This window comes from Ruegeria sp. N4 (assembly GCF_056531425.1).
On the sequence record NZ_JBQFLT010000011.1, the window covers coordinates 41678 to 66758 of the forward strand.

The window sequence follows — 25081 nt, forward strand, 5'->3', positions numbered from 1 at the left end:
ACGTGGAGCTGTCGTTCATGGTGAAACCCGAAGAGGCTGGCGCAGGCCCCTCTCTCTATTCCTTGGCGCATCTGACGCTGATTGGATGTACGCCGCCCGAGCTGGTCTATATCGCCGCGCGGGCCGGGTACGATGCCGTCAGCCCCCGGTTCATTCCGATGCATGTGCCTGGTGAATTCACTCAATCCCCGATCGACAAGGCGCAGGTGCAGGCCACCAAAACCGCTCTTTCTACCACTGGCCTGAAGGTTCTGGATATCGAGATTGCGCGCATCACCGAAGATGTTGACCCACGCAGTTTTGAGCCTTCTCTGGAGATCGGCGGGGAACTGGGCGCCAAGCGCATGATCATGAGCGCGTGGACCAACACCCGCGATGATCGTGACTTTCTGATCGACGCCTATTCCGAAACCTGCGAACTGGCCGCGCCCTACGGGCTGACGGTGGACCTTGAGTTTCCCAGCTTTTCCCGCCTGCGCACCTTGGATGAGGCGCTGGATATTGTCCGCGCTTCCGATCAGCCCAATGGCGGTATTCTGGTCGATACACTCTATCTGCACCTCAGCCGTGTGGATTTGGGAGAGCTCTTGCACGTCCCCTCAGACCTGTTTCACTTCCTGCATATCTCAGACTGCCTGCCCGGCATCGCCGATACGCGCGAGGGCATGATCCAGCTGGCCCGTGATGCGCGGCTTTATCCCGGAGAGGGATGGATCGATTTCACCGGCATCATCGAACGGATGCCACCCGTAGACTATTCCATCGAACTGCCCAACCAAAGCCGCGTTGCCGAGTTGGGATATGAAGAACACGCGCGTCGCTGTCTCAGCCACGCCAAGCGAACATTCGGTGCGGCGCGGTCACAGCGCCGTATGCCCGTTGCAGCCATTCTAAAACACCAAGAGGATCACCATGGGCAAAGAGCTCACTGAAAACGACCGCAACATGGCGGGCGACATGCTGGCACGCGCCCGCGCTGCCATGGCCGAGATCGAGGATTGGGATCAGGACAGGCTGGACCGCCTGTCTCAGGCCATTGCGTGGTATGCGGGGAACGAGAAGACCTTTACCCGTCTGGCCCAGCAGGGCGTGGACGAAGGCGGTATCGGAGATCGTGAAGGACGCCCTGCGAAACGGTTCAAAATCCATATGGTACTGCGTGATGTCTTGCGCACGCCGTCGACCGGGATCGTCGAAGTCGACGAAGAAAAAGGGCTGGTGAAATACGCCAAACCCGCCGGTGTGATCGCATCCCTGATCCCCATGACCAACCCGGCGATGACACCGCCGGTGACTGGCGTGTCCGCCGCGAATGCCCGGAATGCGGTCATCTTCAGCCCACACCCACGAACCGCCCACACCACCTTTGAAATGGTCGAGGTCATGCGCGCAGCCTGTCGAGCAGCAGGCGCGCCCGAAGACCTGTTTCAATCCATTCGCAAACCGTCGATCCCATTGACGCAACATCTGATGGAGATTTGCGACCTGACTCTGGCAACGGGCGGTAAGCCCATGGTCAAAGCGGCCTACAGTTCCGGACGTCCGGCCTATGGCGTCGGCGCGGGCAATTCCTCCATCGTCATCGATGAGACAGCCGATCTGGACATCGCGGCGCAGAACACTCGTATTTCAAAGACCTCCGACTTTGGGTCGGGCTGCTCGGCCGACGGCAACATCATCATCCAGCGCTCGGTTTACGACGAAATGGTCAAGGCGCTTCAAGCCGAGGGCGGGTACCTGTGTTCGGACGAAGAGAAGGCCATGCTCGAAGCAGCCATGTGGGATGAAAAGGGAAACCGTACATTCCCGACCATCGCCTGCCCACCTCAGCAAACGGCCAAGGTCGCCGGTTTTAGCATCCCCGAAGATCGCAAGTTTCTGATGGTTGAAAATCAGGGGCAAATTGGGCCGCAGCACAAGTTCTCCAAGGAAAAACTGACCACTCTGATGGCGCTGTACCATTTCGACACGTTCGATGACGCGCTGGACACAGTCAGCCAAATCTACAACACCGGGGGCAAGGGCCATTCCTGCGGCATCTACAGCCACAATGACGATCACATCGATCGGTTGGCGCGTCTGGCTCCGGTCAGCCGCATGATGGTTCGACAGCCTCAGTCCAAGGCCAACGCTGGTGCATGGACCAATGGCATGCCCATGACCAGCAGCCTGGGCTGCGGCATCTGGGGCGGCAACATCACCAATGAAAACGTCACCATGAAACACATGATGAACTACACCTGGGTCAGCCGTCCGATCCCCGAGGATCGCCCCTCGGAACCGGACCTGTTCGGTGAGTTCTACGGACAGGAGGTCGCGTGATGGACGGGGCAAAACTGGACGGCAAAACCGTCGCCGAGCATATCGTTGATTTCCTCGAACGCCGTGACGTCAAGCATGTGTTCGGGCTTTGTGGCCATACAAACATCGCGGTTCTGGCCGCTTTGGCCGAAAGCCCGATTGATTTCGTCACGGTGCGCCATGAACAAATCGCCAGCCACGCGGCCGATGCATATGCCCGCGTGACGGGCAAGGCCTCGGTGGTTTTGTCACACCTCTCCCCAGGTTTGACAAACTGTGCCACCGGGGTCGCCAATGCCGCGTTGGACTGTATTCCGATGGTCGTGATCGCAGGCGACATTCCCACGCATTACTACGGCAAGCATCCGCATCAAGAGGTGAACCTGCACGCAGACGCCGCCCAGTGGGAGATTTATCGCCCCTTCGTCAAACGTGCTTGGCGGGTGGATCGCGCGGACCTGATGGCGGAAATCTTGGAAAAGGCGTTCCATCTGGCCGAAAGCGGCCAGCCCGGGCCGGTGCTGGTCAATGTGCCGATGGACATCTTCTCCGAGGTGATCCCATCGGACAGTTTCGACCGTATCTGCGACAACACGCGCGCGCTCAAGAAACCGTCGATTGACGATGAAACAGCGCGAGAGATCGTCGAAGCACTGGCGAAGGCCGAAAACCCGGTTGCCTATGTCGGCGGCGGTATCCTTCTGGCGCAGGCCAGTGAGGAGTTGCGCGAGTTTGTCGAACATATGGGCCTGCCCGTCGCGCATTCCTTAATGGGCAAGGGCGCATTGCGGGATGATCATCCGCTTGTGCTGGGCATGACCGGGTTTTGGGGCACCCAACTGGTCAACCAGTCCTGCCTGAATGCCGACTACATCTTTGCCGTGGGCACCCGGTTCAAAGAGGCCGATTGTTCCAGCTGGTATCCCGGCTATACGTTCAACATTCCCGGCTCAAAGGTTATTCATATCGACATCGAACCGCAGGAAATCGGCCGTAATTATCCCACCGAGATCGGTGTGGTCGCAGATGCCAAAGCCGCACTGCGCGTTCTGACCCGCGTTGCCCGCGAGATGTATCCCGACGGCTTCAACCGCCCCGCGCTGGAACAGAAGATCGCTGACTTCCGAACAGATTTCAAAGCGCGCAACGTGGAAATGGCGACTTCATCGGCCTTTCCGATGATGCCCGAGCGTATTCTGGCAGATACCCGCAAGGCACTGCCTGAGGATGCCATCATCACCACGGACGTTGGGTGGAACAAGAACGGTGTCGGGCAGCAATTCGATATCCTGACACCCGGTTCAATACTGACGCCGGGCGGGTTCGCCACGATGGGTTTTGGCCCTCCGGGCGCGATCGGCGCGAAACTGGCAGCACCCGATCGCGTGGTGATCAGCCTGGTTGGTGATGGTGGTTTCGGTCAAAACCCCTCGATGCTGGCGACGGCGGTCGAACTTGATCTGGGCATCATCTGGCTGGTGATGAACAACAACGCCTTCGGCACCATCGCAGGTCTGCAAAAGGCGCATTACGGTCTGACCTATGGAACAACCTTCCCCGGATCAGCCGAAGCGCCCGCCAACGGACCGGGCTATGCCGAGATCGCGCGGGCCTATGGTGCGGAAGGGCATAGGCTGAGCGCGGCTGATGAGTTGTTGCCCGCGTTGGAAGCGGCAATCGCGAGCGGCAAGCCAACCGTGCTCGACGTGCCAATGATCAACAACCCGACGCCAACGACCGGGCACTGGAACATCTTGGACATATACTCGCCTGACAAAGACGTGTCGCACGTCGCGACTTGACGAAACTGGGCGCGTTCAGACGCGCCCAGTTTCTTGTGCCAATGCTCATCCATGTTTGGCGAAATTTCAATCGCTTTTGCGATTGCAAGTGCATCTTCAAGTTTGACGCCAAAGTAGCGAAGGTATTGTGAACGTCGGCTTCCTGCAATCTGGCCCGTCTACGGATCACCCAACCGGCTTATAAACAACCGCGTCGATCTCGACTTTCGCATCGACCATGATTTGCGAGCGGACAGTGGATCGGGCCGGGCCTCCGTTGGGGAAATAGCTCGCGTAGACCTTGTTGAAGGTCCAGAAGTCACGTGGATCGTCCAGCCAGACGCCGACCTTGGCGATATCGTCCAGCGTACAATCGGCAAGTGCCAGAGCGGCGATCAGGTTTTCCATGGTTCTTCGGGTTTGCGCCTCGATGCCGCCAGGTTCGATTTCGCCGTTTTCCTTCATCGCGACCTGGCCTGAGATGAACACGAAATCTCCGGCACGTACCGCGGGCGCAAAGGGCAAGGGCTGGCCGCCTGCTCCGGTTTTGTCATCGCCCAGGCGTTGGATCTTTTTCTCAGACATTCAGGTTTTTCCTTCTGTTAACTCGTTTGGGTAAGGGATGGGGGCGACGGCGCCAAAGCCCGTGGTCGACAGCGCCGCGCCGCGGTTGGCAAGCTCGGCGGATGTCAGTGCGTTCCTCGTGCGCAGGTAGGAGGACAGGAAAATGCCGTTGAAACAGTCACCGGCACCGGTGGCATCCACGGCATCGACCTTTAATCCGGGCAAGCTGTGGATACCGCCGCCTTGTGACAGTGCGACGCCGTCCGACCCCAGCGTAAGGGCTACGATTTCAGCCCCCAGATCATGGTAGAAACCGATGATGTCCTCGGGGCTGTGAAGACCCGTCAATTGCCGTGCGTCGTCCAGTCCGGGTAACGCGATTTGGCAGTTTCGCATTGCGTCATGCGTGACCGCGCGGGCCTGTTCCAGCGACCACAGGGCGGTGCGCAGATTGGGATCGATGGCAACGGGAACCCCGGCGGTGCGCGCTGTGTGGATCGCGTACTGCGTTGCCGCGCGCAGGTCGTCGCTCACCCCGAGACTGATGCCGGAGGTGTAGAACATCCCGGCATTTGCGATGGTTTCCTCGGGCACGTCGCGCGGGGTCATCCGGCTCGCGGCAGAACCCTTTCTGCGATAGACGAACCGGTGTCCGCCCTCGTCATGGAAGACAAAGTACATACCGGTCTCGCCGTCGGGAACCTGTGCGACATGGGTATGATCCACCCCCTCGTGCGACCATAAGCCCCTCAGTTGCTCGCCAAAGTGATCAGCCCCAACGCGCGAGATCAGTGCGCTTTTTGCGCCCTGTCTGGCCGCGGCGACCGCCACGTTCGAGACATCGCCGCCAAAGCCGCTTTGGAAGGTGCCGTCCGGGTGGGCGTTCAGTTCAAACAGGGGCTCACCCAGACAAATCAGGTCACTCATCGCGCCGCCATTCCCAACGCATCACTGCACTTTCCCCCGCGCGACGACCGGCAAAGGGCCAAGTTGGCTGTTGCCGCGAACGGTTTCGACCTGATCTACCATATTGGTCACCACGCAGGCGTGGTTTGGAATGATCCGAAGACGGTCGCCGACCTTGAGGTTGATCTTGTCGGCCTTTAAAACGCCGTGCTCTTCCGACAGGCCCTGAACCAGAATGTCTGGTCGGCCCAAAACATACCCGTGCCCCTCCAGCCCCAGCAGATCGGATGTCAGCACTTTGGACCCGGCATCGATCACGGCGCGGTCAGGGGCGGGAACCGAGATCACAGTGGTCAGAACGCTCAGGGCGCACTCATCCCACGTACAGATACCCCGCGCCTGCAACGAGCGGTCATTGTAGACATAGGTGCCGATCCGGTACTCGGTCGCAATCGGTACATCCTGCGCCTGCCACATGCCCGGAGAGCCGCCGTTCGAGATCACGCTGACCGTCAGCCCGGCCTGTTCGATCCGGGTTTTTGCGGTGCTGAGCCAGTTCTGAACCGCGCCTTCCTGCCCAACCGGCGGATAGGTCATGAGACCTCGGAATGTCAGGCCGGGCTTGCCCCCGATGTATCGGGCCAGTTCACACGCCTGCGTGGGCGAAGTCACGCCGCAGCGCGCGGCACCCGTGTCGCATTCCACCAGCACGCCCAAAGGCTCAGCCGCGTCCGCAAAGAACCGCGACAGCCCGTCTACCGTTTCCGTGTTGTCGGCCACAACGGTCAGGCGCGTCTTCTCGGCCAGCGCACGCAGGCGGGACAGTTTCATATCGCCGAGGATGTTGTAGGTGATCAACACATCGTCGATGTCACCCTCACTAATCATCGCCTCGGCCTCGCTGACCTTCTGGCAAGTGATGCCAATGGCCCCGGCCTGCATTTGCCGTTTGGCCAGCAATGGCAGCTTATGCGTTTTGATATGGGGTCGCACGGCCAGCCCATGTTTGGCGCAATGGGCCTGAAAGCGCTCGATATTGGCCTCGGCGATGTCCAGATCAATCAGAACCGCCGGAGTGTCGATTTCGGGAAAGATCATTCTGCGGCCTCCTTGTGGGGGTCTTCGACAATGGGCCAGATCGCGCGTGTGAGGTTCTTATACGGCGTTTTGGTTGGATCATTCGGATAGGGGCCTTCGACGGCGGCATAGATGATTTCACTTGCGACGTCGGAAAACGCGCCGTGGAAATGGTTTGTCGATTTCACCACCAGCACCTTCTTTTGCGAGATGTCGATGCCCAGATTGGTGAACAGATCGGGCGAGAATGCCTGACTGCGGTTCGAATTCAGAACGACCTGAATCCCGCCCAGTTGAATGACCGAACAATCGCCCATCGGAACAACGGATGCGCCAAAGCTTTGCACTGCGTTACGCTGGTTGCGCAGGACCTTGACCGTGGCGTCGATTGGGTTGCCAGCCAACGCCGAGGTTTTCCCGCCAAAGCGCAGATCGAACTCCGCGCCTTCACCTGCGGCATGACACAGGCGCACGGCCATCGGGTCCCAGATCGTGCCAAAAGCGATCGAGGTCATATTGCGTGCGATGGCCTGTTCCAGGATCAGGGTTGAATCGCCTGCCACGCCGCCGCCGGGGTTGTCCCAGACATCGGCCACAACGACAGGACCGCGCGGGGCCTGTGCCGCTTTGGACAGGGCCTCGGCAGGGGTTAGGTAGTCGGGTTTGGTCTGGCCCCGAAAGGAAAACAGCTCTGCCCCCAGATTGTGGGCGATGCGATCTGCCTTGGACGGGTTATTGTCGGTCAGCACGATGATCTTGGCGCCCAAATCCGGCGAGTCCCCGGCCATGAAGCCATGAATGACCGAGGCCGACAGAACCTCGCCTTCGGTCTCCATCTGCTTGATCCGGTCCACGAAACTGCGCATGGGTTCCTGACTGGTTGGCAGGACATCCAGCATCCGGACGTCAAACACCGAGATGACGGGCCGGATTTTGCCCTTGATCGCGCGCAGAGTCAGATCGACGCAGGCCTCGCCCGCTTCGACAAAATCGGTGTGGGGAAATTCCTTGAACACGGTGATGACATCCGCATTCTCGACCCGCTTCCGGCTGAGATGGCTGTGCGGGTCGAAACTGGTGCCGATAACCGTGTCCGGCCCGACAATGTCCCGAATGGCTTCGATCAGCACACCTTCGCAATCCAGACACCCTTCGGCGATCATCGCGCCATGCAGCCCCAGAACAACTCCATCCAACGGCAGTGCGGCTGTGACCTGATCCAGCACTTCCTGCTTTAGCCGCTGCCATGTTTCCTTGTTCAGCAAACCGCCCGGCTCGGCCCAGGTGGCGGTGCCTTCGATCAGCTCCAGCCCACCGGATTGCGCCCGTTTCCGCAATGCCGGGAACACGGCACTGCACAGGGTTGGCGTCTCGGGGTGCTGGCCGGGTGGTGCGTAAAAGCTCTGCTCAAAATCGGAGAAATCCGTGCGCAGGGGGGAAAACGTATTTGTTTCGGTCGCAAGGGACGCACAAAAGACGCGCATGTTCATTCCAATTCGCTGGTGAGGTCGGAGGCCGTATCGCGGCCTCCGACGTAAGGTGCTGCCGGTTGTCTCCGGCAGTCTGGGAGGATCAGTCGAGATACGAGGCGCTGTTGGCGCCATCGACCGCGGCCTTGAAGCTGGTCAGCAGTTCATTGGCCTTTTCGTCGAGATTCTCCTGAACATGCGCCTCGAACGCGGGCTGCGTTGCTGCAGCCATCGCGGCGCGCTGTTCGTCATTCAGCGCGGTCACCTGAATCTGGTCCATCAGCCCCGCAAGCCCGCGATCCGACGCTTCGATGATGCGCGACAGGCCACGGCTGGCGGTGACGCAGTTTTCGGCGGCGGTGCGGATCGTGGCCTGTTCAGCCTCGGACAGGCTTTCAAAGAAGGCGCGGTTGATCATGAAAGTATAGGGCGAGAACAGGTGGTTGGTCAGCGTCAGGTATTGCTGCACCTCGGCGAAGTTGGCGAAAGAGATGATCGGAACCGGGTTCATCTGCCCGTCGATCACGCCGGTCTGAAGCCCGGAATAGACCTCGCCCCAGGACAGCGGATAAGCCTCGGCCCCCAGCGCCTGCACGATCTTCTGATGCGACGGCAGGGTCATGGTGCGGATGCGGATGCCGTCGAAATCCTTCAGGTCCGCGATCGGCCGTTGCGAGTTGGTGACGGCAAAGAAACCGCCGGTATCCGGGAAACCCAGCACGACAACATCGCCCAGTTCGGCCTCGATATCGGCGGCCAGAGCTTCGCCGAATTCGCCATCGAAAACCTCATAGGTCGCGGCGTTGCCGTTGAAGGCAAAAGGCAGGTTCAGCACATCGATGCGCGGATAGTAACTGGCCAACGCACCGGTCGAGGTCAGCGTCGCCTGAATGATCCCGTCGCGCACCTGCTGCACATGCTCGGCCGCTGATCCCAGCTGGTTCGAGCCGAAGACCTCAACCGACACGCTGCCATTGGTGCCCGAGGTTACAAGGTTCGAAAACACGGCCGTACAGGCATGTGCCGGATTTTCAAACGGGTCGGTCTTGTTGTCATGGCCGAACTTGATGACACCACCTTCGGCCAGCGCCGTGCTGGCCATCATGGTCGCTGTCATCGCGACGGTTGTGAGCAGTTTCTTCATGTTACTTCTCCTGTTGGTTTGGTTTTGATGAGTTCGTCACTGGGCAAAGCCCAACATCCGGGGCAGCCACAGGGCCGCGTCTTCCCAGAAGGCAAAGACAAAGAGGATGCCAATTTCCGCGATCAGAAACGGGAAGAGTTTCAGCGATATCCGTTCCAGCCGTTCACCCGTGACCGAGGACAACACGAACAGGCAGGCCCCCACAGGTGGCGTCATCAGCGAGATATTCAGGGCCAGCACGAAAATGATCCCGGCATGGATCGGCTCGAGCCCGACCTGCTGTGTCAGCGGCACCAGAACCGGGGCGAGGATGATCAGGATCGCGGTGATATCCATCACCATGCCGACGATCAGCAACAGCCCGATGATGATGGCGATGACGGCATACCGGTTGTCGGACAGGCCCAGAACGGTTTCGGCGATCAGTTGCGGGATGCGCTCAAAGCTCATCCACCAGCCCAGAATGCCCGCAAAGGCGATGATGACGAAGATCACACCGGTGATACGCGCCGTGCGCACCAGCATCCGGTAGAAGCCTTTGAACGTCAGCGTCCGGTACACGAAGATACCGATGAACAGTGCGTAGGCGACGGCGATCGAGGCCGCTTCGGTTGGTGTGACGATACCGCCCAAAATACCGCCCAGAATGATCACGGGCATCGCCAGAGCCGTCAGCGAAGATACGAATGTCTCCCAGACTTCGCGCGGGGTGGCACCGCGCAGGGCTTTGGGCAGGTTCTCGCGCTTGCCGCCGATGGCGATGACGGCCATGCACACTAGGCAGATGACCAGTCCGGGTAAGACACCAGCGGCGAACAGACCGGCAATCGACACACCCATCAGCGAGCCATAGACCACCATCAGCCCCGAGGGCGGAATGGTCGGGCCGATGATCGACCCCGCTGCCGTGACGGCGCAGGCGTAGTCGCGCCTGTAACCCTCTTTCACCATGGCAGGCACCAGCGTCCGGCCAAAGGCCGCCGCATCCGCCGTGGCCGAGCCTGTCAGCCCCGCGAAAAACACCGATGCCAGCATGTTCGTGTGGGCCAGCCCGCCGCGAAACCGGCCCACCAGAACCTGCGCCAGCTTTACAAGGCGGCTGGTGATCCCGATATCGTTCATGATCTCGCCCGCCAGAATGAAGAACGGCATGGCGAGAAAGGGAAAGATGTTGAGCCCGTTGAAGACCTTGCTGGGCCCGATTGCCAGAAACTGGGTTCCGCCCACGTCGATCAGGCCAACGACTCCGGCCAGGCCAATGGCGAACCCGATGGGCATTCCAAACAGGATGAGGGCGACGAATGTGACGGCGACGATCACGACATATCCTCCACCTCATGGGGAAAAGGTGGTTCGTCGATCTGAGTACCCAGATCCCGAAACAGGACCAGCACCAGTTGCACCGCCGACAAGGCCGCCGCCACGGGAATGGCTGCATAGAACGGGGCAAGGCTTGCGCCGAAGATCATGGCCTGCCTCGGCGCTCCGCTTTGGGCAAAGCTGATGCCGAACCAGGCGACATACAGGAACAGGGCCAGCGCCAGAATGTCCATCACGATCAACAAAAGGCGTCGAACCGGGCGCGGCAGCACCATGACAAACGCCGTAAGCCCGATGTGATCGCGCCGCGCAATCCCCGAGGACACCGCCAGCAGCGCCGCCCAGATCATCAGGTATCGCGCCAACACCTCGGGCCACGGCAATTGCCAGTGAAAGTAATAGCGGTCGATGACACCCAGCCAGACATCCAGAACCAGGGCCAGCATCAGCGCGGCAACGATCCCCTCGATGACAGAGTTTATCCGCGCGCTTGCGCCAGCAAACCAGTTGGACATTCGCATCCCTCCCAAGATCGCGAATCTGTAACTTAGTTTCATTTTGCGCGGGAATCGACGTCAAATCAACGAAAAAATGTTACTGAGTTACGACATTTTGCTATACATTCCCCAATTTCCCGGCATTTCTTGTTTGCTCACAAGAAATTGTGTAACTAAGTTTCATGAAAATGCAGAAAGGCCAAACCGTGCCGAACGACGACCAACCCTCCGGCCAGAACGAATTCCCGCCCCACAAAGGGCGCTCGGGCGCTGTGGATTTGATCTCGGCCCTGCACAGCGGTCAGATCAAGCTGGCCGTTCAGGAACAGAAGGTCGCGGACTATGTCAAAGAGCACCTGAACGACATCAGCGCCATGGCGATTGGCGATCTGGCCGAGCAATGCGCGGTCAGCAAGCCAACGGTCGTCCGGTTCTGCCGTAGCCTTGGTTGCGAAGGGTTTCGGGATTTCAAGTTGCGCCTTGCGCAGAACATCGCGGTCAGCGCGCAATACCTGTTTGGCAATCCCGGCAACGCAGGATCGGACGCGGATACCGCCATCGATCAGGTACTTGGTGCCATGTTCGCTACCATGGAGACCATGCGCCGTCAGGTCGATACAAACGCATTGGAAGCGGCCCGAGACGCCTGTCTGGACAAGCGCCAGATCCTGTTTTCCGGCATCGGCGGCGGGTCGTCCTTTGTTGCGCAGGAAGCGTCCAACCGGTTTTTCCGGCTGGGTATCCCGTCGTTCTTCACCAATGACAGCTATGTCCTGCAGATGCGCGCCGCGTCACTGCGGGGCGAGGATGTGCTTTTTCTGGTCTCAGCCAGCGGCGAAGCGGACGCCATCGTCGCCGCAGCCGAAGTCGCCAACGGTTACGGGGCAACAACGATCTGCATCACACGGCCAAATACGCGACTGGCCAATGCCTCAAAGATCGCCCTGCTGACCGACCTGCCGGAAGACAGCGACATCTACAAACCAACTGCGTCCCGATACGCCCATCTTGCCATCGTCGATGCACTGGCAATGACCGTGGCGCAAGAGATGACGGACGAGACCAAAGAGAACCTGCGGCGGATCCGGGCGTCGCTGACTGCCTATCACGGACGAACAGGCCCGCAGCCGCTGGGGGATTGATCCAGCGTGGAACAGTACCACGTTCTTCTGTTTGTGGTTAAGGCGCTGACTTCCCCCACGGGCGACCCTAACAAACTGCACCCTCTCTTAAGCTGCGCCTGCGCGCCGCACCACCATTCTAGAATAGCGTTGCCTCGCCCCACTCCCACGTTCACCACGCGGTAGCCTACCGAGAACAGGCGGCTTCGCCGTCTGAACAGAAAGCCAGCCTAGGCGCTGGATGAAAGACGTGAGGCGAAAATGGCGAGGTGTTGCCTTTTTTGCGACTAAAAGGTCTTTCATCTGATCAGGGCGGTTCGATAACCGCCACAGCTTCAACGTCAGTCATTGTGCCGCTTCTGAAAACCAGTTCACCAGGACCGGTGCAGCAGGTCGAATGTCTCAGCTATCATCGGGCTATCCTTGTGCCGTTCTAACGCCACGAAACACAGGCAAGCAGGAACCGACACAGAATTGCAGACGGCAAGTCCGAAGGATTGTTTTTGATGGAGCGCGATGGAGTCGCGGCAGAGGCTCAGGCCAATGCCGGATCTTACCATTTCAAGCATCGAAGCTTCTTGATCCACCAAGGCGACCACGTTCGGGCGGCTGTCCTGACTTTCGAAAACCTTGGCCAGAAGGCGATGGTGGACAGAGGCTTCGGGGGTGCCAATCCAAGGCAGGGCTGCAAGCGAAGACCAGTCGGAGCTTTCCACCTGCTTCTGCCAACCAGCAGGCCCGATCACGCGATAGGTGAAATCGGCCAGCTTTATGGCGTGCACCGGATCGCCTCCGTCCAACTCGATGCTGGAAAGGTCATCGGGTCCACACAGGTAGAACCCCGCATCGACCCGACCCCGCCTGAGCCATGTCAGGATGTCTCCGCTGACCCCATGTACCAGTTCGGTTTCGATGCCCGGATGCTCGGCGCGCAGATGTGCCAACAGACGGCCCAACCGAATGAACTCCGGGTCGACGATCGTGCCGATTGTCAGTTTTCCACTCAGGCGACCGACGCGCTGGCGGGCGCTGCGGTGGAAGTCACTGACTGCATCGAGAACTCTTTGCGCCTTCGCTAGGACCGCCGCTCCGTCATGGGTAATCTGCAACCCGGTCGGCGTTCGGTTGAACAGCGTAAGCCCCGTCTCTTCACCAAGACGCTTGATCTGATGGCTGATGGCCGGTTGGGTCAGGTTCAACACCTCGGCTGCGCGTGAAACGCTGCCTTCACGAGCCACCGTCACAAAGGCCAGAATGGTGTTAATGTTCGAAAACCGGTCCATATAAAATTTACTAATATGGCATTGTGCGAATTGTCATTAGCTTTTTCTGTAAGCGCGCTTCAGAAATCATCAAAACCGGCTTGCCTTAGGTCAGCACGAACCAGGACGGTTCATCGCTTCGCCCGCGGCGCAGTTGGCAACGAAACGACAGAACAGGTGGAAGACGAACATGTCTGACGGCGCTAACAGGTTCGACTATATCGTGATTGGTGGCGGATCAGCCGGATGCCTGATGGCCAACAGGCTGAGTGCTGACCCGAAGAACCGGGTATTGCTGCTTGAGGCGGGCAAGCCCGATACCTATCCGTGGATACACATCCCGGTTGGCTATCTCTACTGCATTGGCAACCCGCGCGCAGACTGGATGTACAAGACCCAGCCAGCCAAAGGTTTGAACGGACGCAGCCTGCTTTACCCGCGCGGGAAGACGCTCGGCGGGTGCTCCTCGATCAACGGGATGATCTATATGCGGGGCCAAGCCCGCGACTATGACAACTGGGCCAAGCTTACCGGTGAAGAGGCCTGGAGTTGGGAAAACTCGCTGGCCGACTTTAAGGCTCATGAGAACCACTACAAGCTGGACGATGGCGCCGACCCGCACACCGGCGACAACAGCCGGTTTTCCGACCTGCATGGACATGGCGGTGAATGGCGGGTCGAAAAACAGCGTCTGCGCTGGGATGTTCTGGACAGTTTTGCCGATGCTGCGGTCGAAAACGGCATTCCAAAGACCGATGATTTCAACGCAGGCGACAATGCCGGGGTGGGCTATTTCGACGTCAACCAGCGCGCGGGGTGGCGATGGAATACCTCCAAGGCGTTTCTGCGCCCCGCCAAGTCGCGTCAGAACCTGACAATATGGACCGAGGCGCAGGTCGAGAAGCTGACCTTTGAAAAAGGCGAAGACGGTCGATTGCATTGCACCGGAGCGGTCGTTCACCACAAAGGACAACCCATTGCGGTCGCGACCTCAAAAGAGGTGGTCCTGTCGGCTGGTGCCGTGAACTCACCGCAAATCCTGCAACTGTCGGGGATTGGTCCGGCGGCCCTTTTAAAAGAGCATGGGATAGATGTGGTGATGGATGCGCCCTATGTGGGCGAAAATCTGCAGGATCACCTGCAAATCCGTGCGGTTTACAAGGTCAAGGGCACCAAGACGCTGAACACCTTGGCCAATTCCCTTGTAGGTAAGGCCAAGATCGGTCTGGAATATGTGCTGAAACGCTCGGGCCCGATGAGCATGTCGCCCAGCCAGTTGGGTGCTTTCACCCGTTCGGATCCGACGCGCCCGCACGCCAATCTCGAATACCATGTCCAGCCGCTGAGCCTTGAGGCGTTTGGTGAAGACCTGCATGATTTCCCCGCTATCACCGTCAGTGTTTGCAACCTGAACCCGACCAGCCGTGGGCATGTCCGCATCGCGTCTTGGGATTTCCGTCAGCCGCCCCAGATCACGCCCAATTATCTGGACACAGACGAAGATCGGAAAGTGGCCGCCCAAAGCCTGCGGCAGGTGCGCGAAATCATGGCTCAGCCCGCTATGGAAGCTTACGAGCCAGAAGAATTCAAACCGGGCATCCAATATCAAACCGATGAGGAACTGGCCCGGTTGGCAGGCGACATTGCCAGCACGATCTTTCACCCAGTTGGTACGATCAAGATGGGCCGCGAGGACGATGAAACCGCCGTTCTCGATCCGCATCTGCGCATGAAGGGCGTGGCCGGCCTGCGCGTGGTCGATGCCTCTGTCATGCCAGAGATCACAAGTGGCAACACCAACTCACCCACGATCATGATCGCAGAAAAGGCCGCAGGCTGGATGCTGGCGGGCCAATAAGACACGTCGACATGCGGGTATAAGAGTTTCCGGGAGGACCCATGCGCAATTCGTTTTCCAATCTTCCGCTAACCGGCGTGAAGGTCGTCGATTTCGGTCAGTACATCGCGGGCCCTGCTGTTGCGATGTTGCTAGGCGATCTGGGCGCAACCGTGGTTCATATCGACCCACCTGATGGCCCGATGTGGGACAGCCCGGCTAATGCTGCTCTGAACCGAAACAAGGTGATCGTAAATCTGGACCTCAAGACACCAGAGGGGTTGGACAGGGCCAAGACGCTCTGCGCCGAGGCCGATATCATCGTCGAGAACTTCCGCCCCGGGAAACTGGCCGCGCTTGGAATAGACTTTGCGGCAATGCGTGACGAAAGGCCCGAGCTGATCACGATCTCAATCCCCGGTTTTGCCTCGAACGACGAAGAACGGCGCGAGTTGCGTGCCTATGAAAGCATCGTCGCGGCAAGTTCGGGCGTGTTTACCGACATGGGGCTGAATCGGGTTCTGATGGGGCTGAACCCGTCATTTTCTCCCCTGCCGCTTGCCTCAGCCTACGCCTCGCAAATCGCGGCTTCTGCCACGGTATTGGCATTGCAGTCCCGTCAGGTGACTGGCCTTGGCGACCAGATCGAAGTTCCCTTGGCAGCCGCCGTGATGGAGGGGCTCTGCTACAACTCGATCAAGGTTGAAAACATGCCCGAGCGCTATCTGACCCAGCGCGAGGTCGAGATTGAACGCCGGCGCATCGAAGGCCTGCCGATGAATGTTGCATATGAAGATCTGCAGGAGCTGCTGGACCCGTTCTTCCGCAGCTACATGTGCAAGGACGGGCGCATGTTCTACGTGGTCTGCCCCAGCCATAAGAACCACGCCCGCCGCTGTCTGGAAGTGCTCGGCATTTATGACGAATTGGTCGCGGACGGGCTGACATCGGAAGAAGACACATACAAACCATGGTCGGAATGGACACACGACACCTCGCTGGGTGTTTATCCGATGCCGAAGTTCTGGGCCGACAAGATCGCCGCGCGGATGAAAGAGGTCTTCATGACCCGCACATCGCACGAGTGGAAGAAAATGTTCGGCCGTGGGCTGATCCCCGGCGCGCCGCAGCGCTGGCTGCAGGAATGGATTCACGACGAATATGCCGAGACCTCGGGGCTGATGATCGACGTTCACGACCCGATCTACGGGGACATGACGCAACCCGGCCCGGTGGTTTGGATGGAAGAAAGCGGTGAAGAGGCATTGCAGCCCGAGCCCCGCCGATGGGTCGACTTCGACGAAGCGCTGAAACTTTTGCAGAAACACCGCACCGAGATCCCAGCCCCTTGTGACACAGCCGCCAAAGAAGGCTGGCTGTCTGGCGTGCGGGTTCTGGACCTGTGCAATGTGATCGCGGGCCCGCATTCGGCCAGCTATCTGGCACGCTTCGGGGCCGAGGTGATCAAGCTCGACCCATCCGTGCCGATGTATGACAGTTGGAACACCGTCATCTATGGCATGTCGCAAATGCGCGGCAAACGCTCTGTTCTGGCAGACATCACCTCGCATCACGGACGCCGGGTATTCGAAGACCTTGTGAAGTCTGTTGATGTCATCGTTTGGAACGCACCGGACAATCAGATCAGGAAAATGGGTCTTGATGCCGATAGCCTGCGCAAGCTCAACCCGGATGCGCTGTTCTGCAAGCTCGATTGTTTCAGCGGTGTCCGCCGGGGCACGCGGACCGATTACATCGGCTATGACGATCTGGTTCAGGCGACAACCGGCATCATGCTGCGCTTTGGTGGTGCCATGGACCGACCAGAGGAGCACGCCCATGTGGGCACGATCGACGTTATGTGCGGATTTGGTGGCGCGCTTGGCGTAGCGGCAGCCCTTTATCAAAAATACCGCTTCGGTCGGATTGGGCGCGGGCGCACCTCGCTCAGTTCCAATAGCGGCCTTTTGCAGATCCCCTTTGCTTTTGATTACAAGGGCCGTGGGCTATTTGACGAGCCATCAGGCCCCGAGGCAAATGGCTATGATGCATTGACCCGGTTCTATAGCACCGCATCAGGTCGCTACGTCCTGCTCAGCGCCTACGAAGCCGACCTACCGAGGTTCCGCAAAGTCGAAGGCTTGGAGGATTTGCCTGATCTGCCAGAAGAAGACCGCGCCGCCTATCTGGCGACGGCTTTCCAATCCCTGCCTGCGTCGGATTGGGTGGAAAAGCTGCGCGCCGCCGATATCGGCGTGGCAATCTGCGAAAACCTTGACGCCTTGCGGGCGAGGAATTCACGCGTGGCGGATGGCACACCGGGCTCCGAAAACGGCAGCTACTCTTTCTCGATATATCCCGATCACCCCAGCGGGCATGAAGTCACACAGCTTGATCCCTACGCGGTGCGCCCAACCCGTGCAAAGGTTTTTGCCGTCGAGCCATCCGAGAAGTTCGGTACTTCAACCCGCACGATCCTCGGTGAAATTGGCTATTCGAGCGAGGCCATCGAAGTGATGATCAAATCCCGCGATGTCGCCGAGTCTTGGAGTGAGGAATACCTGCCGAGCTAGGTGAATACCCGGGTCGATTGTCGCTGGGAGTAGAGGCAAGTCCATTTTGCAATTGGTGGCCTATTTCGGACCCTAGGCTTGCACTCCAAATGCCGCGTTTGCAGTCCGTATTGCCGCCGTTCGCTGTATCTTTCCTTTCCTATCGGCGGAAATTGGTCCGGAGTGCAGCCTTTACCGCCATCAGGGTGACACCGACCTGTCGGGATTCCTGCCGCAGGCTTGAAGCCGTGCGATGTGCCTTCAGATAGGTTGCATCGATCATGATAGCCTTGTGATCGGAAAGCTCGGCGGTCAGCCCTTCCATGATCCGGGCAAACACACCCTGTTTTCAGCGGCGCTCTGACCAATGGCGTTTGCCACTTACTTTCAACGCTAACAGCGGTCGTGAAGTGTATGTGGCGGGCGGAGCGTCCGACCATCTCCTGCCGTTGCGACTGAAGAAGATAACCCCCGCACCATGTGCCTTTCATCCATGCATGGCTTGCCATGACCCTTGGGAAGTATAGACTCAATCTAGCCATCTGCTCGTCGGTCAACCAAAGCAAGTTGCTCATCTCGCCTCCTGAAGTTCAGAGTTTTGATAATCTCGGCGCGTCGAGGGCAACCAAATCAATGGGTCCAGATCCCAGCGAACTGGCAAAACGCCGCGACGAAAACACTGTGGAAACAGGCTTGACCAATCATTTTCGACATCGACAAAGATCCACGGCTGGACAGTCAAGTTTTAGTTGACTGACTAAAGCTCGATATTCGCTCGAAGCTCAGGCCATGTCGCGCATAGTATTCACGCAGGCGTTCGTAGGCTTTCCTGCCTGGGCGCAAACCCAAAAAATCCAACGCATTTTTCTGGAAGAAACGGTGCTTTTGCGCTTCGTCAAATCCGGCGGCATCAAGTAATGCGTTCATTCTGTCCGGATACCGCGCGTAGCGTGGCGTTCGGCTTAGAGCAGCGAAGTCACTGCCATACATTAACCGGTTACAGTCTTCGTCATAGTCATCGACGAAATCGCGTAAACCTCTGGCATATTTACTTAAGTTGTTCTTCCAAAGCAGGATGTCCCCTAAATCAGAGATATCGGCATAAACAGCTCGATCAGGAAGATTCATTGTCTTCCCAAACTCATGTGTCCATTTTGGAAGCTCCCCTTTTTTATTCGGCTTAAGTCCAACATTGTGCGCAAGACAAATTCGAAGTTTCGAAAACTCATGCTTTTTGAGTACTGGCCGCCAGTATTTTGGATTAGCCCGTTTGCCCAGCCCATCGGCCGGAGCCTGACTGTTCCATGCATGGGTCAAGATTGGTACGTCATTTTCGTCATTGACGCACCACCTGTAGAGCTCCTCGAGCGATTTATCTAACTCTTTGTGAAACTGTCGAAATTCTTTGATCGCGCGGCACGGGTATAGATCAAATTTACCGTTTTCCAATGGCTTGAACCCCATTGCCGGATAAATCTTCACGCCGACAAAACCGAGACAATCAATAGCCCATTGCACCATGCCCAACGCAGAAAGCTGCTGCGCGCTTTCCCGAGTGTGATTATCCCCTTTCGAATGTTCTGAGCGTCCTTTTTGTCTATCCCGTGCCTGACGCCAAGGATCAAAAGGGACCATACAGTGAAACGGCGTGTCAAATCGCTTTTGCTGCAACTTATCCATAAGAATAAGCTGATCGATCAGTTTTGAACGCTGGTCGTCACGCACATCGCCCCTGTAGGTGTTTCTGCGCACAGGTAGATTGCACTCCTGTCCTGGCTCCCCAGCCAGCCAGGCCTTCATGTCGATAAGCGCCGGAGTGAACAATCCTACACGTGCTTCGCCACCATAGATCCGGTTCATTTCTTTTATCAGAAACGACCGGTTTTGGCGCATGTGTCGCACAAACACTAAAGGTGCAAAGAGAACGGAACGGCTTCGCATCGCGCGGCGCGCAGCTGTCCTCGAGTTATACTCGGAACCGTCAGGCGTCAGTTTGAGATCCTTGACGATCATATCGCGCAAGGGTTGGGCGTCGACGCCATATAACTGCGATGCCACGGTTGGTCGGTTGAGAAAGAAATCCAATGTTTTTGCCAAATCATCTTCAAACTCCTCGTCCGACTTAGCCCTTGCTGTTGCCTCTAACCCTTCATCGCTGAGCAATTCTAGCTCTTCTCTGGCAGTGGTGGCCTTTCCAAAAATGAGGTTTACGTAGAAAGCCACCAATGGGTCATAAATCTTTTTCTTCACCCCTACGGGGTGCCCGAATTCTTCATCGTGACCTAGCAGCACATAGTAGACGAAACCCCAAGCCGGCATGTCGGACGCGTTCCAAACATGGCAGTGGGGGTCGATTGCTCGAATCGGCAGTTGCCTAGTGGAAGCGCGTGGCGGCCAGACCGTACAACCGCTGAGCAAAAGTTGCGCTGCGACGCCCTTCATGAACAGCCTGCGACCGGTCCCTGGTGAGAGTTTCTTGGTTTGGTTGGCCATCTTTTACTCCGGTCTTGTCCCGCCGGGAGTTTTTGGCCCCTCGGCACCGTTGTCCTGCTGGTTGCAGCAAGAAGGAATGCTACTTTGTTGGCACTTGCTCCAAATTCGAGGGATGATCAGCTCGACAGGCCCTCGATAATCGCGCGCGCCATTTCGGCTTCCTTGCTGTCAGCGGCTGGGTCCAACCCCTCTGCCGCTTGCATAAGCGCCTGGGCGGCTTCACGAGGCCGCCCGGTTGCGCCCAAGAATTCCGCGAACGACAGGGCGCCGCGTAACTCATGTGACTTGAACCCTTGTTCGCGGGCTTGCTCTATGCATGAACAATACAAGGCCTCAATGGCAGTCGGATCAGCAGCCCGCCCTGCGGCGAGCAGATCGGCTTTGGCTCGAATGACCTCTGGTTGGGCCCAAAGTTCTCCTCCGGTTTCGACTGCCTCTTCGGCGCTTTGCAAGGCCGTTAACGCCTCATCCTGCCTTCCCAACGTCGCATACGCTTTCGCCAGGAAAACCAGCTTGAACGGCTCAGCGAAGTTGTCCCCGGTCTCGGCATGTATCGCCAAACCTCTTTCCAAGCGATTGACTGCTTCTGCAGCATGCCCTTGCATGATCCCGACAATGCCTAGGCATTCGTCAGCGAGCACCTCCCAGAACGGCATGTTGCGCTCTTTTGCAAAGTCAAAGATGGTTTCCGAGATCGTTTCAGCTTCGTCGAACTGCGCGGTGTTCAGCTTTACAAAATGCGCGAATGACAACGCATAGCCCAGCGTGTGCGCATGGTTCAATTCCTTCGCTTCAACCAACGCACGCTCGATCAGCCTGCTGGCTTCACCACCGCGGCACTCGGCGCAACAGACCAGCGCCAGGCTGCACAGTGCCATCACACGTACATCGGTGCCATAGAAGTAGACGAGATCACGATGCCGTTCAGATTGGTATTGATGCAAGGCCGCTTCCAGGTGCTCGCGCGCTTCGGCGGGGCGGCCCGACAAGAAGAGTGAGAACCCGCTTAGGCGCAGCCCTACGAGAATTGCGTCGTCGTGCGACTCGCGCCGGGCCCGCGACAGAAACTCTTGGGCCAGCGACAGTGCGGAATAAACATCTCCGGCAGTTTGCCGTGAAACCCAACGCGCGTATAGCAGCGGAAATAAACGTTGTGTGTCATTAAGTTTGTGGCACAGTTCAAGCGCGCGATCACTTGCGGTTTCAACCTCGCTCGCCACAAAGCCCTTGGTTGCAAACAATGGTCCCAGCAACGCAGTTTGCGCCGCCAACTCCAACTGATCCCGTTCTTGCCCTTCGGGCAGTTTTTCTGCCTCTTCCAGCGCATGGCGAAGGTTTGCGATTGCCTCCAGATTGGATGATCCATTTAACGAAAGCTGCGCCGCCTGCAGCCAGTAGGTCGCCGCGATCTTGGCAAATCCCGCCCGGGACGCGTGTTGTGCAAGTACAAGCGGCGAACAGGAACTGCGGTCGGAAGGCATCTTTCTGAGAAAGTCCAGCGCGACCTTGTGCAATTCCCGTCGCCGCGGTTTCGGCAGGGACAGATAGGCCACATCTCGCACCAACGCATGTTTGAAGCGATAATCAGTGGAAGGGTCTCGAATAACCCTGAAGATCAGTCCCGCCGCAAGCAAGGATTCCAGTGCCTGATCGATTTCAAGTTCATCCCATCCGAGTATTGCACTCAGACCCGCCCTGTCGAAACTGCGGCCAAAAACGGCGGCAACTTGCGCAAGCTCCTTTTCCGGACCCAGCTTGTCCAATCGGGCCATCAAAGAATCCCGCAGTGTCGCGGGAACACGGAATCCGCTGGTACCTGACTCGTAATGACTTTCCTTGTCGGCGGCGTCGAGAAATACGCGAGTGACCTCTTCAATAAACAATGGATTTCCATCGGCCCGAGCGACAATCGCGTCAACCGCGTCGGTTACCAAAGTTTCTTCATCAGCCACTTGCAGGCATAATCTTCTGCTATCATCGCGAGTAAGCGGGTCCAACGCGACTTCAACTGCGAGGGTTCCGGCTAGCATAGCGATCGGTTCACGCGAACTTATTGCTATCATAATTTGCCGTGATGAAATCTCCGCGATCAAACGGCCGAACAGTTCCATCGTTGAAGGATCGACCCAGTGCGCGTCTTCGAGAATGACAAGCAACGGCTTCTGTTCCGCAAGTGAGAGAATAAACTGGATCAGATCAGAAACCAGCTTTTGGCGAAGCTCCCAGGAATCTCTCGTTTCGCTCGTTTGCTTGGGTTCCTTGGTTAAGAACTGCGATAGGGAATTCGCGAGATCTGAGCCATCGAATTCTGCTTCACTTAGTAGTTCGTGTAATTGAGCAGGGGTGTTGTGGGTCGCGTCCGGCATGTTCAAAGCCAATAGCCGCGCTATTCCATCGAAGATGGGAAAGAACCCCTCATTCTTATGCTCTGCTGAGCCATAAAGAGATAGAATATTGGCATTACCCTGAGCTGAAAGCTGTTTGCGCAGCACCCTGATCAGGCGGGATTTTCCTATCCCACCTTCCCCTATCAGGACAATACAGCGACCCTGACCTTCGGTCGTACTCTTCCACGTCTCCTCGAGAATTCTTAGCTCGCTTGTACGATTCACAAGAGGGCTGACAACTTTATTAAGCCGGATGGAGAGCTTGTTGGGCACATCGCGGCTGGAAGCGACGCGGAACAGCTCTATCGGAACAGAAACACCCTTAAGCTCGACCGTCCCCATCGTTTCAAGGTCAAAATAACCAGAGACCAGTGGTTGGGTATTTGCGCTGATAACAATCGAGTTGGGTTCTGCCATTCCTTGGACGCGATAGGCTACGTTGGGAACATCGCCAACGATCTCTGCAGCCTCCGGCCCTTCGTCAGCCCCCGTATCGTTCGCAAACATTATTCCGGTGTGAATACCGATACGTATCTGCAGCTGTTTGTCGAGCGCGAGAGAGAACCGTTCGTTGAGTTTTGATATGCGTTGCACAATCTCCAGCCCGGTCGAAATTGCAAATCGAGGGGCATCCTCGTGAGCGGTTGGGTAACCGAAGTAAACAAGAACACCGTCCCCGGAAAAGCCGCCAATTTTCCCATTCGCCGCCCGGGCCGCATTCATACATTCCTCGCGAAATCCTTCTAGAATGCTGTGCAAGTCCTCGGGGTCAATATGTTGTGACAACTGGGTGGAATCAACGAGATCACAAAACAAAGCTGTAATCTGACGTCTTTCGCCGCCTGACGATTGCGAGTTTTGACCCTTCAGCATGAATGCGCCTCCATCAAGTGCATCTCGTCGGTTTCCAATACATCTTTGGGCGCAGCATCCATCAGCCAACTTGCCAGTTGTCCGTCGTTGCCGGTTATCATAATTGGCTCGAAATACTTTCTTCGATCCGCCTCGGTAATGCCGTCCGGTATATTAGCATATTGAGGATCCAGACGATCTTGGCCGGCGATGAAACTGCGCTCTGCCACATCTGAATATCTTGAGGCAAAAGACATCATGCGCAGGTTGGAACGTACAGCAATAAACCAAAAATATGGATTAAGACTGCGAGTCCGGAAAAGCCGGTACAGTGTTGATGAAACAACATTTGCCCAGCCAAACAGACGTCCGGGGCTCTCAAGCATTTCTCGAGCGAAAACCGTAATTTCATCATGGGAGCTAATCGTGTTGTTTACCACGATAGTCTCGCAATCCAGATCTCGCAGACGGACATTGGGCATAAGGCGCCTCTCGCGGACGCACTTCCAAAAAAAACCGGTTCCGAGTAAGGGCGTCACAAAACTGCAATAACAGGGAAGCGGAAAATTACGCATATCGCCAATGTTGCGCAATTGTCGGCGCATTGTCTCGACAGATGTTGTCTCAGGATCAAAGAGATACCCGTATCCGACACACAAACCCTGCTTTTCGGCATAAATAACGTCGTCGATGACGTTCGATCTGCGTGACAGGTTTTGCTTTTTTCTGTGGCTCTTCAGAAAATTCTCATCAAGCGACTCAATTCCAACAAAGACGTATTTGCATTTTGATTGAACAAGAAGATTGATCAAATCCCGGTCCCGCAAAGCATCTTGCGTGAGCATTGCGCCCCACGCTTTGACTTTTGGGTTGCGGGCAAGAAGGTTGACTACTGCCTTCATGTGGGCGCGGTTGTCGATAAAGTTGTTGTCGATGAACCAGATAATTGGGTATTTGGCGCGAGCGCTGCCCGACGGGCTTTTTTTGATTGCGTCGTCGATCGTTGCGGCCACCCGCTCCAATTTGTATTTAGCGTGCAGGGCATTTTCTGCCGGAAGAACACAGAAATCACAACGAAAGCTGCATCCACGTGACGCCTCGATTAAATGAAGCGGCAGGTCGATTCCATTCTCTGAAAGCAAACCGTGATCAATCTCATAATCTCGAATCTGATGCGACGACGAATAATAGATCTCATTCGTTTCGCCAATTTCGTAGTCGGTTAGAAAATCCCGGAACGCTTCCACCCCGCCTGCACAGACGGTGTCAAAAAATTGACTGGCGAATCTTGGAAACAGCGTGCACAAACTACCCCCGGCGACCACCTTTGCACCGGCGCTTCGAAAGGAATATGCAAGTTGCCGCATGCGGTCAAAATCCGTTTGGAGTCCGGTCAGAACGCAGATATCCACACCAGTAGTCTCGGCGCAATTGTATGGGCCATGCCAATCTTCCAAATGAATTTTCAGATTATATTTTTTCCGATCAATCAATGATCCCAAGTGAAGCGCGCTCATT

The 25081-nt window shown here is 57.2% G+C and carries 18 protein-coding genes; 6 read left to right on the forward strand and 12 right to left on the reverse strand.

What is annotated here, in order from left to right; all coding sequences use genetic code 11:
- Positions 1-2 precede the first annotated feature (2 nt).
- The 3 genes from ACR0LW_RS16135 to ACR0LW_RS16145 are packed head-to-tail and all read left to right on the forward strand — an operon-like array spanning position 3 to position 4103.
- Entirely contained in the window at positions 3-932 is a 930-nt protein-coding gene (locus ACR0LW_RS16135; RefSeq protein WP_480883255.1) for a sugar phosphate isomerase/epimerase family protein, read from the forward strand.
- Positions 913-2322 (forward strand): aldehyde dehydrogenase family protein, encoded by a 1410-nt coding sequence (locus tag ACR0LW_RS16140; RefSeq protein ID WP_480883256.1) that lies wholly within the window; start codon positions 913-915, stop codon positions 2320-2322. Before ACR0LW_RS16135 ends, ACR0LW_RS16140 begins: the two co-directional genes overlap by 20 nt.
- Positions 2322-4103 (forward strand): thiamine pyrophosphate-binding protein, encoded by a 1782-nt coding sequence (locus ACR0LW_RS16145; RefSeq protein WP_480883258.1) that lies wholly within the window; start codon positions 2322-2324, stop codon positions 4101-4103. Before ACR0LW_RS16140 ends, ACR0LW_RS16145 begins: the two co-directional genes overlap by 1 nt.
- 165 nt (positions 4104-4268) lie before the next feature.
- Here the strand turns inward: ACR0LW_RS16145 and ACR0LW_RS16150 are convergent, their stop codons facing one another.
- The 7 genes from ACR0LW_RS16150 to ACR0LW_RS16180 form a co-directional block, all read right to left on the reverse strand.
- On the reverse strand, positions 4269-4667 hold the full coding sequence (locus ACR0LW_RS16150) for a RidA family protein (RefSeq protein ID WP_170521481.1): 399 nt from the start codon (positions 4665-4667) through the stop codon (positions 4269-4271).
- Positions 4668-5573, reverse strand: coding sequence for a sugar kinase (locus ACR0LW_RS16155; RefSeq protein ID WP_480883260.1), 906 nt, complete (start codon positions 5571-5573; stop codon positions 4668-4670).
- 21 nt (positions 5574-5594) lie between these two features.
- Complete coding sequence (locus tag ACR0LW_RS16160) at positions 5595-6650, reverse strand: D-TA family PLP-dependent enzyme (protein WP_480883262.1); 1056 nt, start codon at positions 6648-6650, stop codon at positions 5595-5597.
- The gene (locus tag ACR0LW_RS16165) at positions 6647-8113 is read right to left on the reverse strand and encodes a M81 family metallopeptidase (RefSeq protein ID WP_480883264.1); all 1467 of its coding nucleotides are present in this window, start codon (positions 8111-8113) and stop codon (positions 6647-6649) included. The genes ACR0LW_RS16160 and ACR0LW_RS16165 overlap by 4 nt, the downstream gene beginning before the upstream one ends.
- A gap of 88 nt (positions 8114-8201) precedes the next feature.
- Complete coding sequence (locus ACR0LW_RS16170; protein ID WP_170521489.1) at positions 8202-9242, reverse strand: TRAP transporter substrate-binding protein; 1041 nt, start codon at positions 9240-9242, stop codon at positions 8202-8204.
- 36 nt (positions 9243-9278) lie between these two features.
- The gene (locus ACR0LW_RS16175) at positions 9279-10562 is read right to left on the reverse strand and encodes a TRAP transporter large permease (RefSeq protein ID WP_480883266.1); all 1284 of its coding nucleotides are present in this window, start codon (positions 10560-10562) and stop codon (positions 9279-9281) included.
- Entirely contained in the window at positions 10559-11077 is a 519-nt protein-coding gene (locus ACR0LW_RS16180; protein ID WP_480883268.1) for a TRAP transporter small permease, read from the reverse strand. Before ACR0LW_RS16180 ends, ACR0LW_RS16175 begins: the two co-directional genes overlap by 4 nt.
- Before the next feature lie 164 nt (positions 11078-11241).
- Between ACR0LW_RS16180 and ACR0LW_RS16185 the strand changes: the two genes are divergently transcribed.
- Positions 11242-12201, forward strand: a complete 960-nt coding sequence (locus ACR0LW_RS16185; RefSeq protein ID WP_480883270.1) for a MurR/RpiR family transcriptional regulator — start codon at positions 11242-11244, stop codon at positions 12199-12201.
- A gap of 350 nt (positions 12202-12551) precedes the next feature.
- Here ACR0LW_RS16185 and ACR0LW_RS16190 read toward each other — a convergent pair whose 3' ends face one another.
- Positions 12552-13463: a LysR family transcriptional regulator gene (locus tag ACR0LW_RS16190; RefSeq protein ID WP_170452961.1), complete on the reverse strand. Its 912-nt coding sequence runs from the start codon at positions 13461-13463 to the stop codon at positions 12552-12554.
- Between the two features lie 169 nt (positions 13464-13632).
- Between ACR0LW_RS16190 and ACR0LW_RS16195 the strand changes: the two genes are divergently transcribed.
- Entirely contained in the window at positions 13633-15300 is a 1668-nt protein-coding gene (locus tag ACR0LW_RS16195; RefSeq protein WP_480883272.1) for a GMC family oxidoreductase, read from the forward strand.
- A 41-nt stretch (positions 15301-15341) separates the two neighbouring features.
- The gene (locus tag ACR0LW_RS16200) at positions 15342-17852 is read left to right on the forward strand and encodes a CoA transferase (RefSeq protein WP_480883274.1); all 2511 of its coding nucleotides are present in this window, start codon (positions 15342-15344) and stop codon (positions 17850-17852) included.
- A 139-nt stretch (positions 17853-17991) separates the two neighbouring features.
- On the opposite strand, the gene ACR0LW_RS16205 is transcribed toward ACR0LW_RS16200, so the two are convergent.
- The 4 genes from ACR0LW_RS16205 to ACR0LW_RS16220 all read right to left on the reverse strand — a co-directional run bounded on the left by ACR0LW_RS16205 (position 17992) and on the right by ACR0LW_RS16220 (position 25080).
- Entirely contained in the window at positions 17992-18156 is a 165-nt protein-coding gene (locus ACR0LW_RS16205; RefSeq protein ID WP_170452955.1) for a hypothetical protein, read from the reverse strand.
- A 413-nt stretch (positions 18157-18569) separates the two neighbouring features.
- The gene (locus tag ACR0LW_RS16210; protein WP_480883276.1) at positions 18570-20324 is read right to left on the reverse strand and encodes an amidohydrolase family protein; all 1755 of its coding nucleotides are present in this window, start codon (positions 20322-20324) and stop codon (positions 18570-18572) included.
- 116 nt (positions 20325-20440) lie between these two features.
- On the reverse strand, positions 20441-23584 hold the full coding sequence (locus tag ACR0LW_RS16215) for an ATP-binding protein (protein ID WP_480883278.1): 3144 nt from the start codon (positions 23582-23584) through the stop codon (positions 20441-20443).
- On the reverse strand, positions 23578-25080 hold the full coding sequence (locus tag ACR0LW_RS16220) for a B12-binding domain-containing radical SAM protein (protein WP_480883280.1): 1503 nt from the start codon (positions 25078-25080) through the stop codon (positions 23578-23580). Before ACR0LW_RS16220 ends, ACR0LW_RS16215 begins: the two co-directional genes overlap by 7 nt.
- Position 25081: the final 1 nt, after the last annotated feature.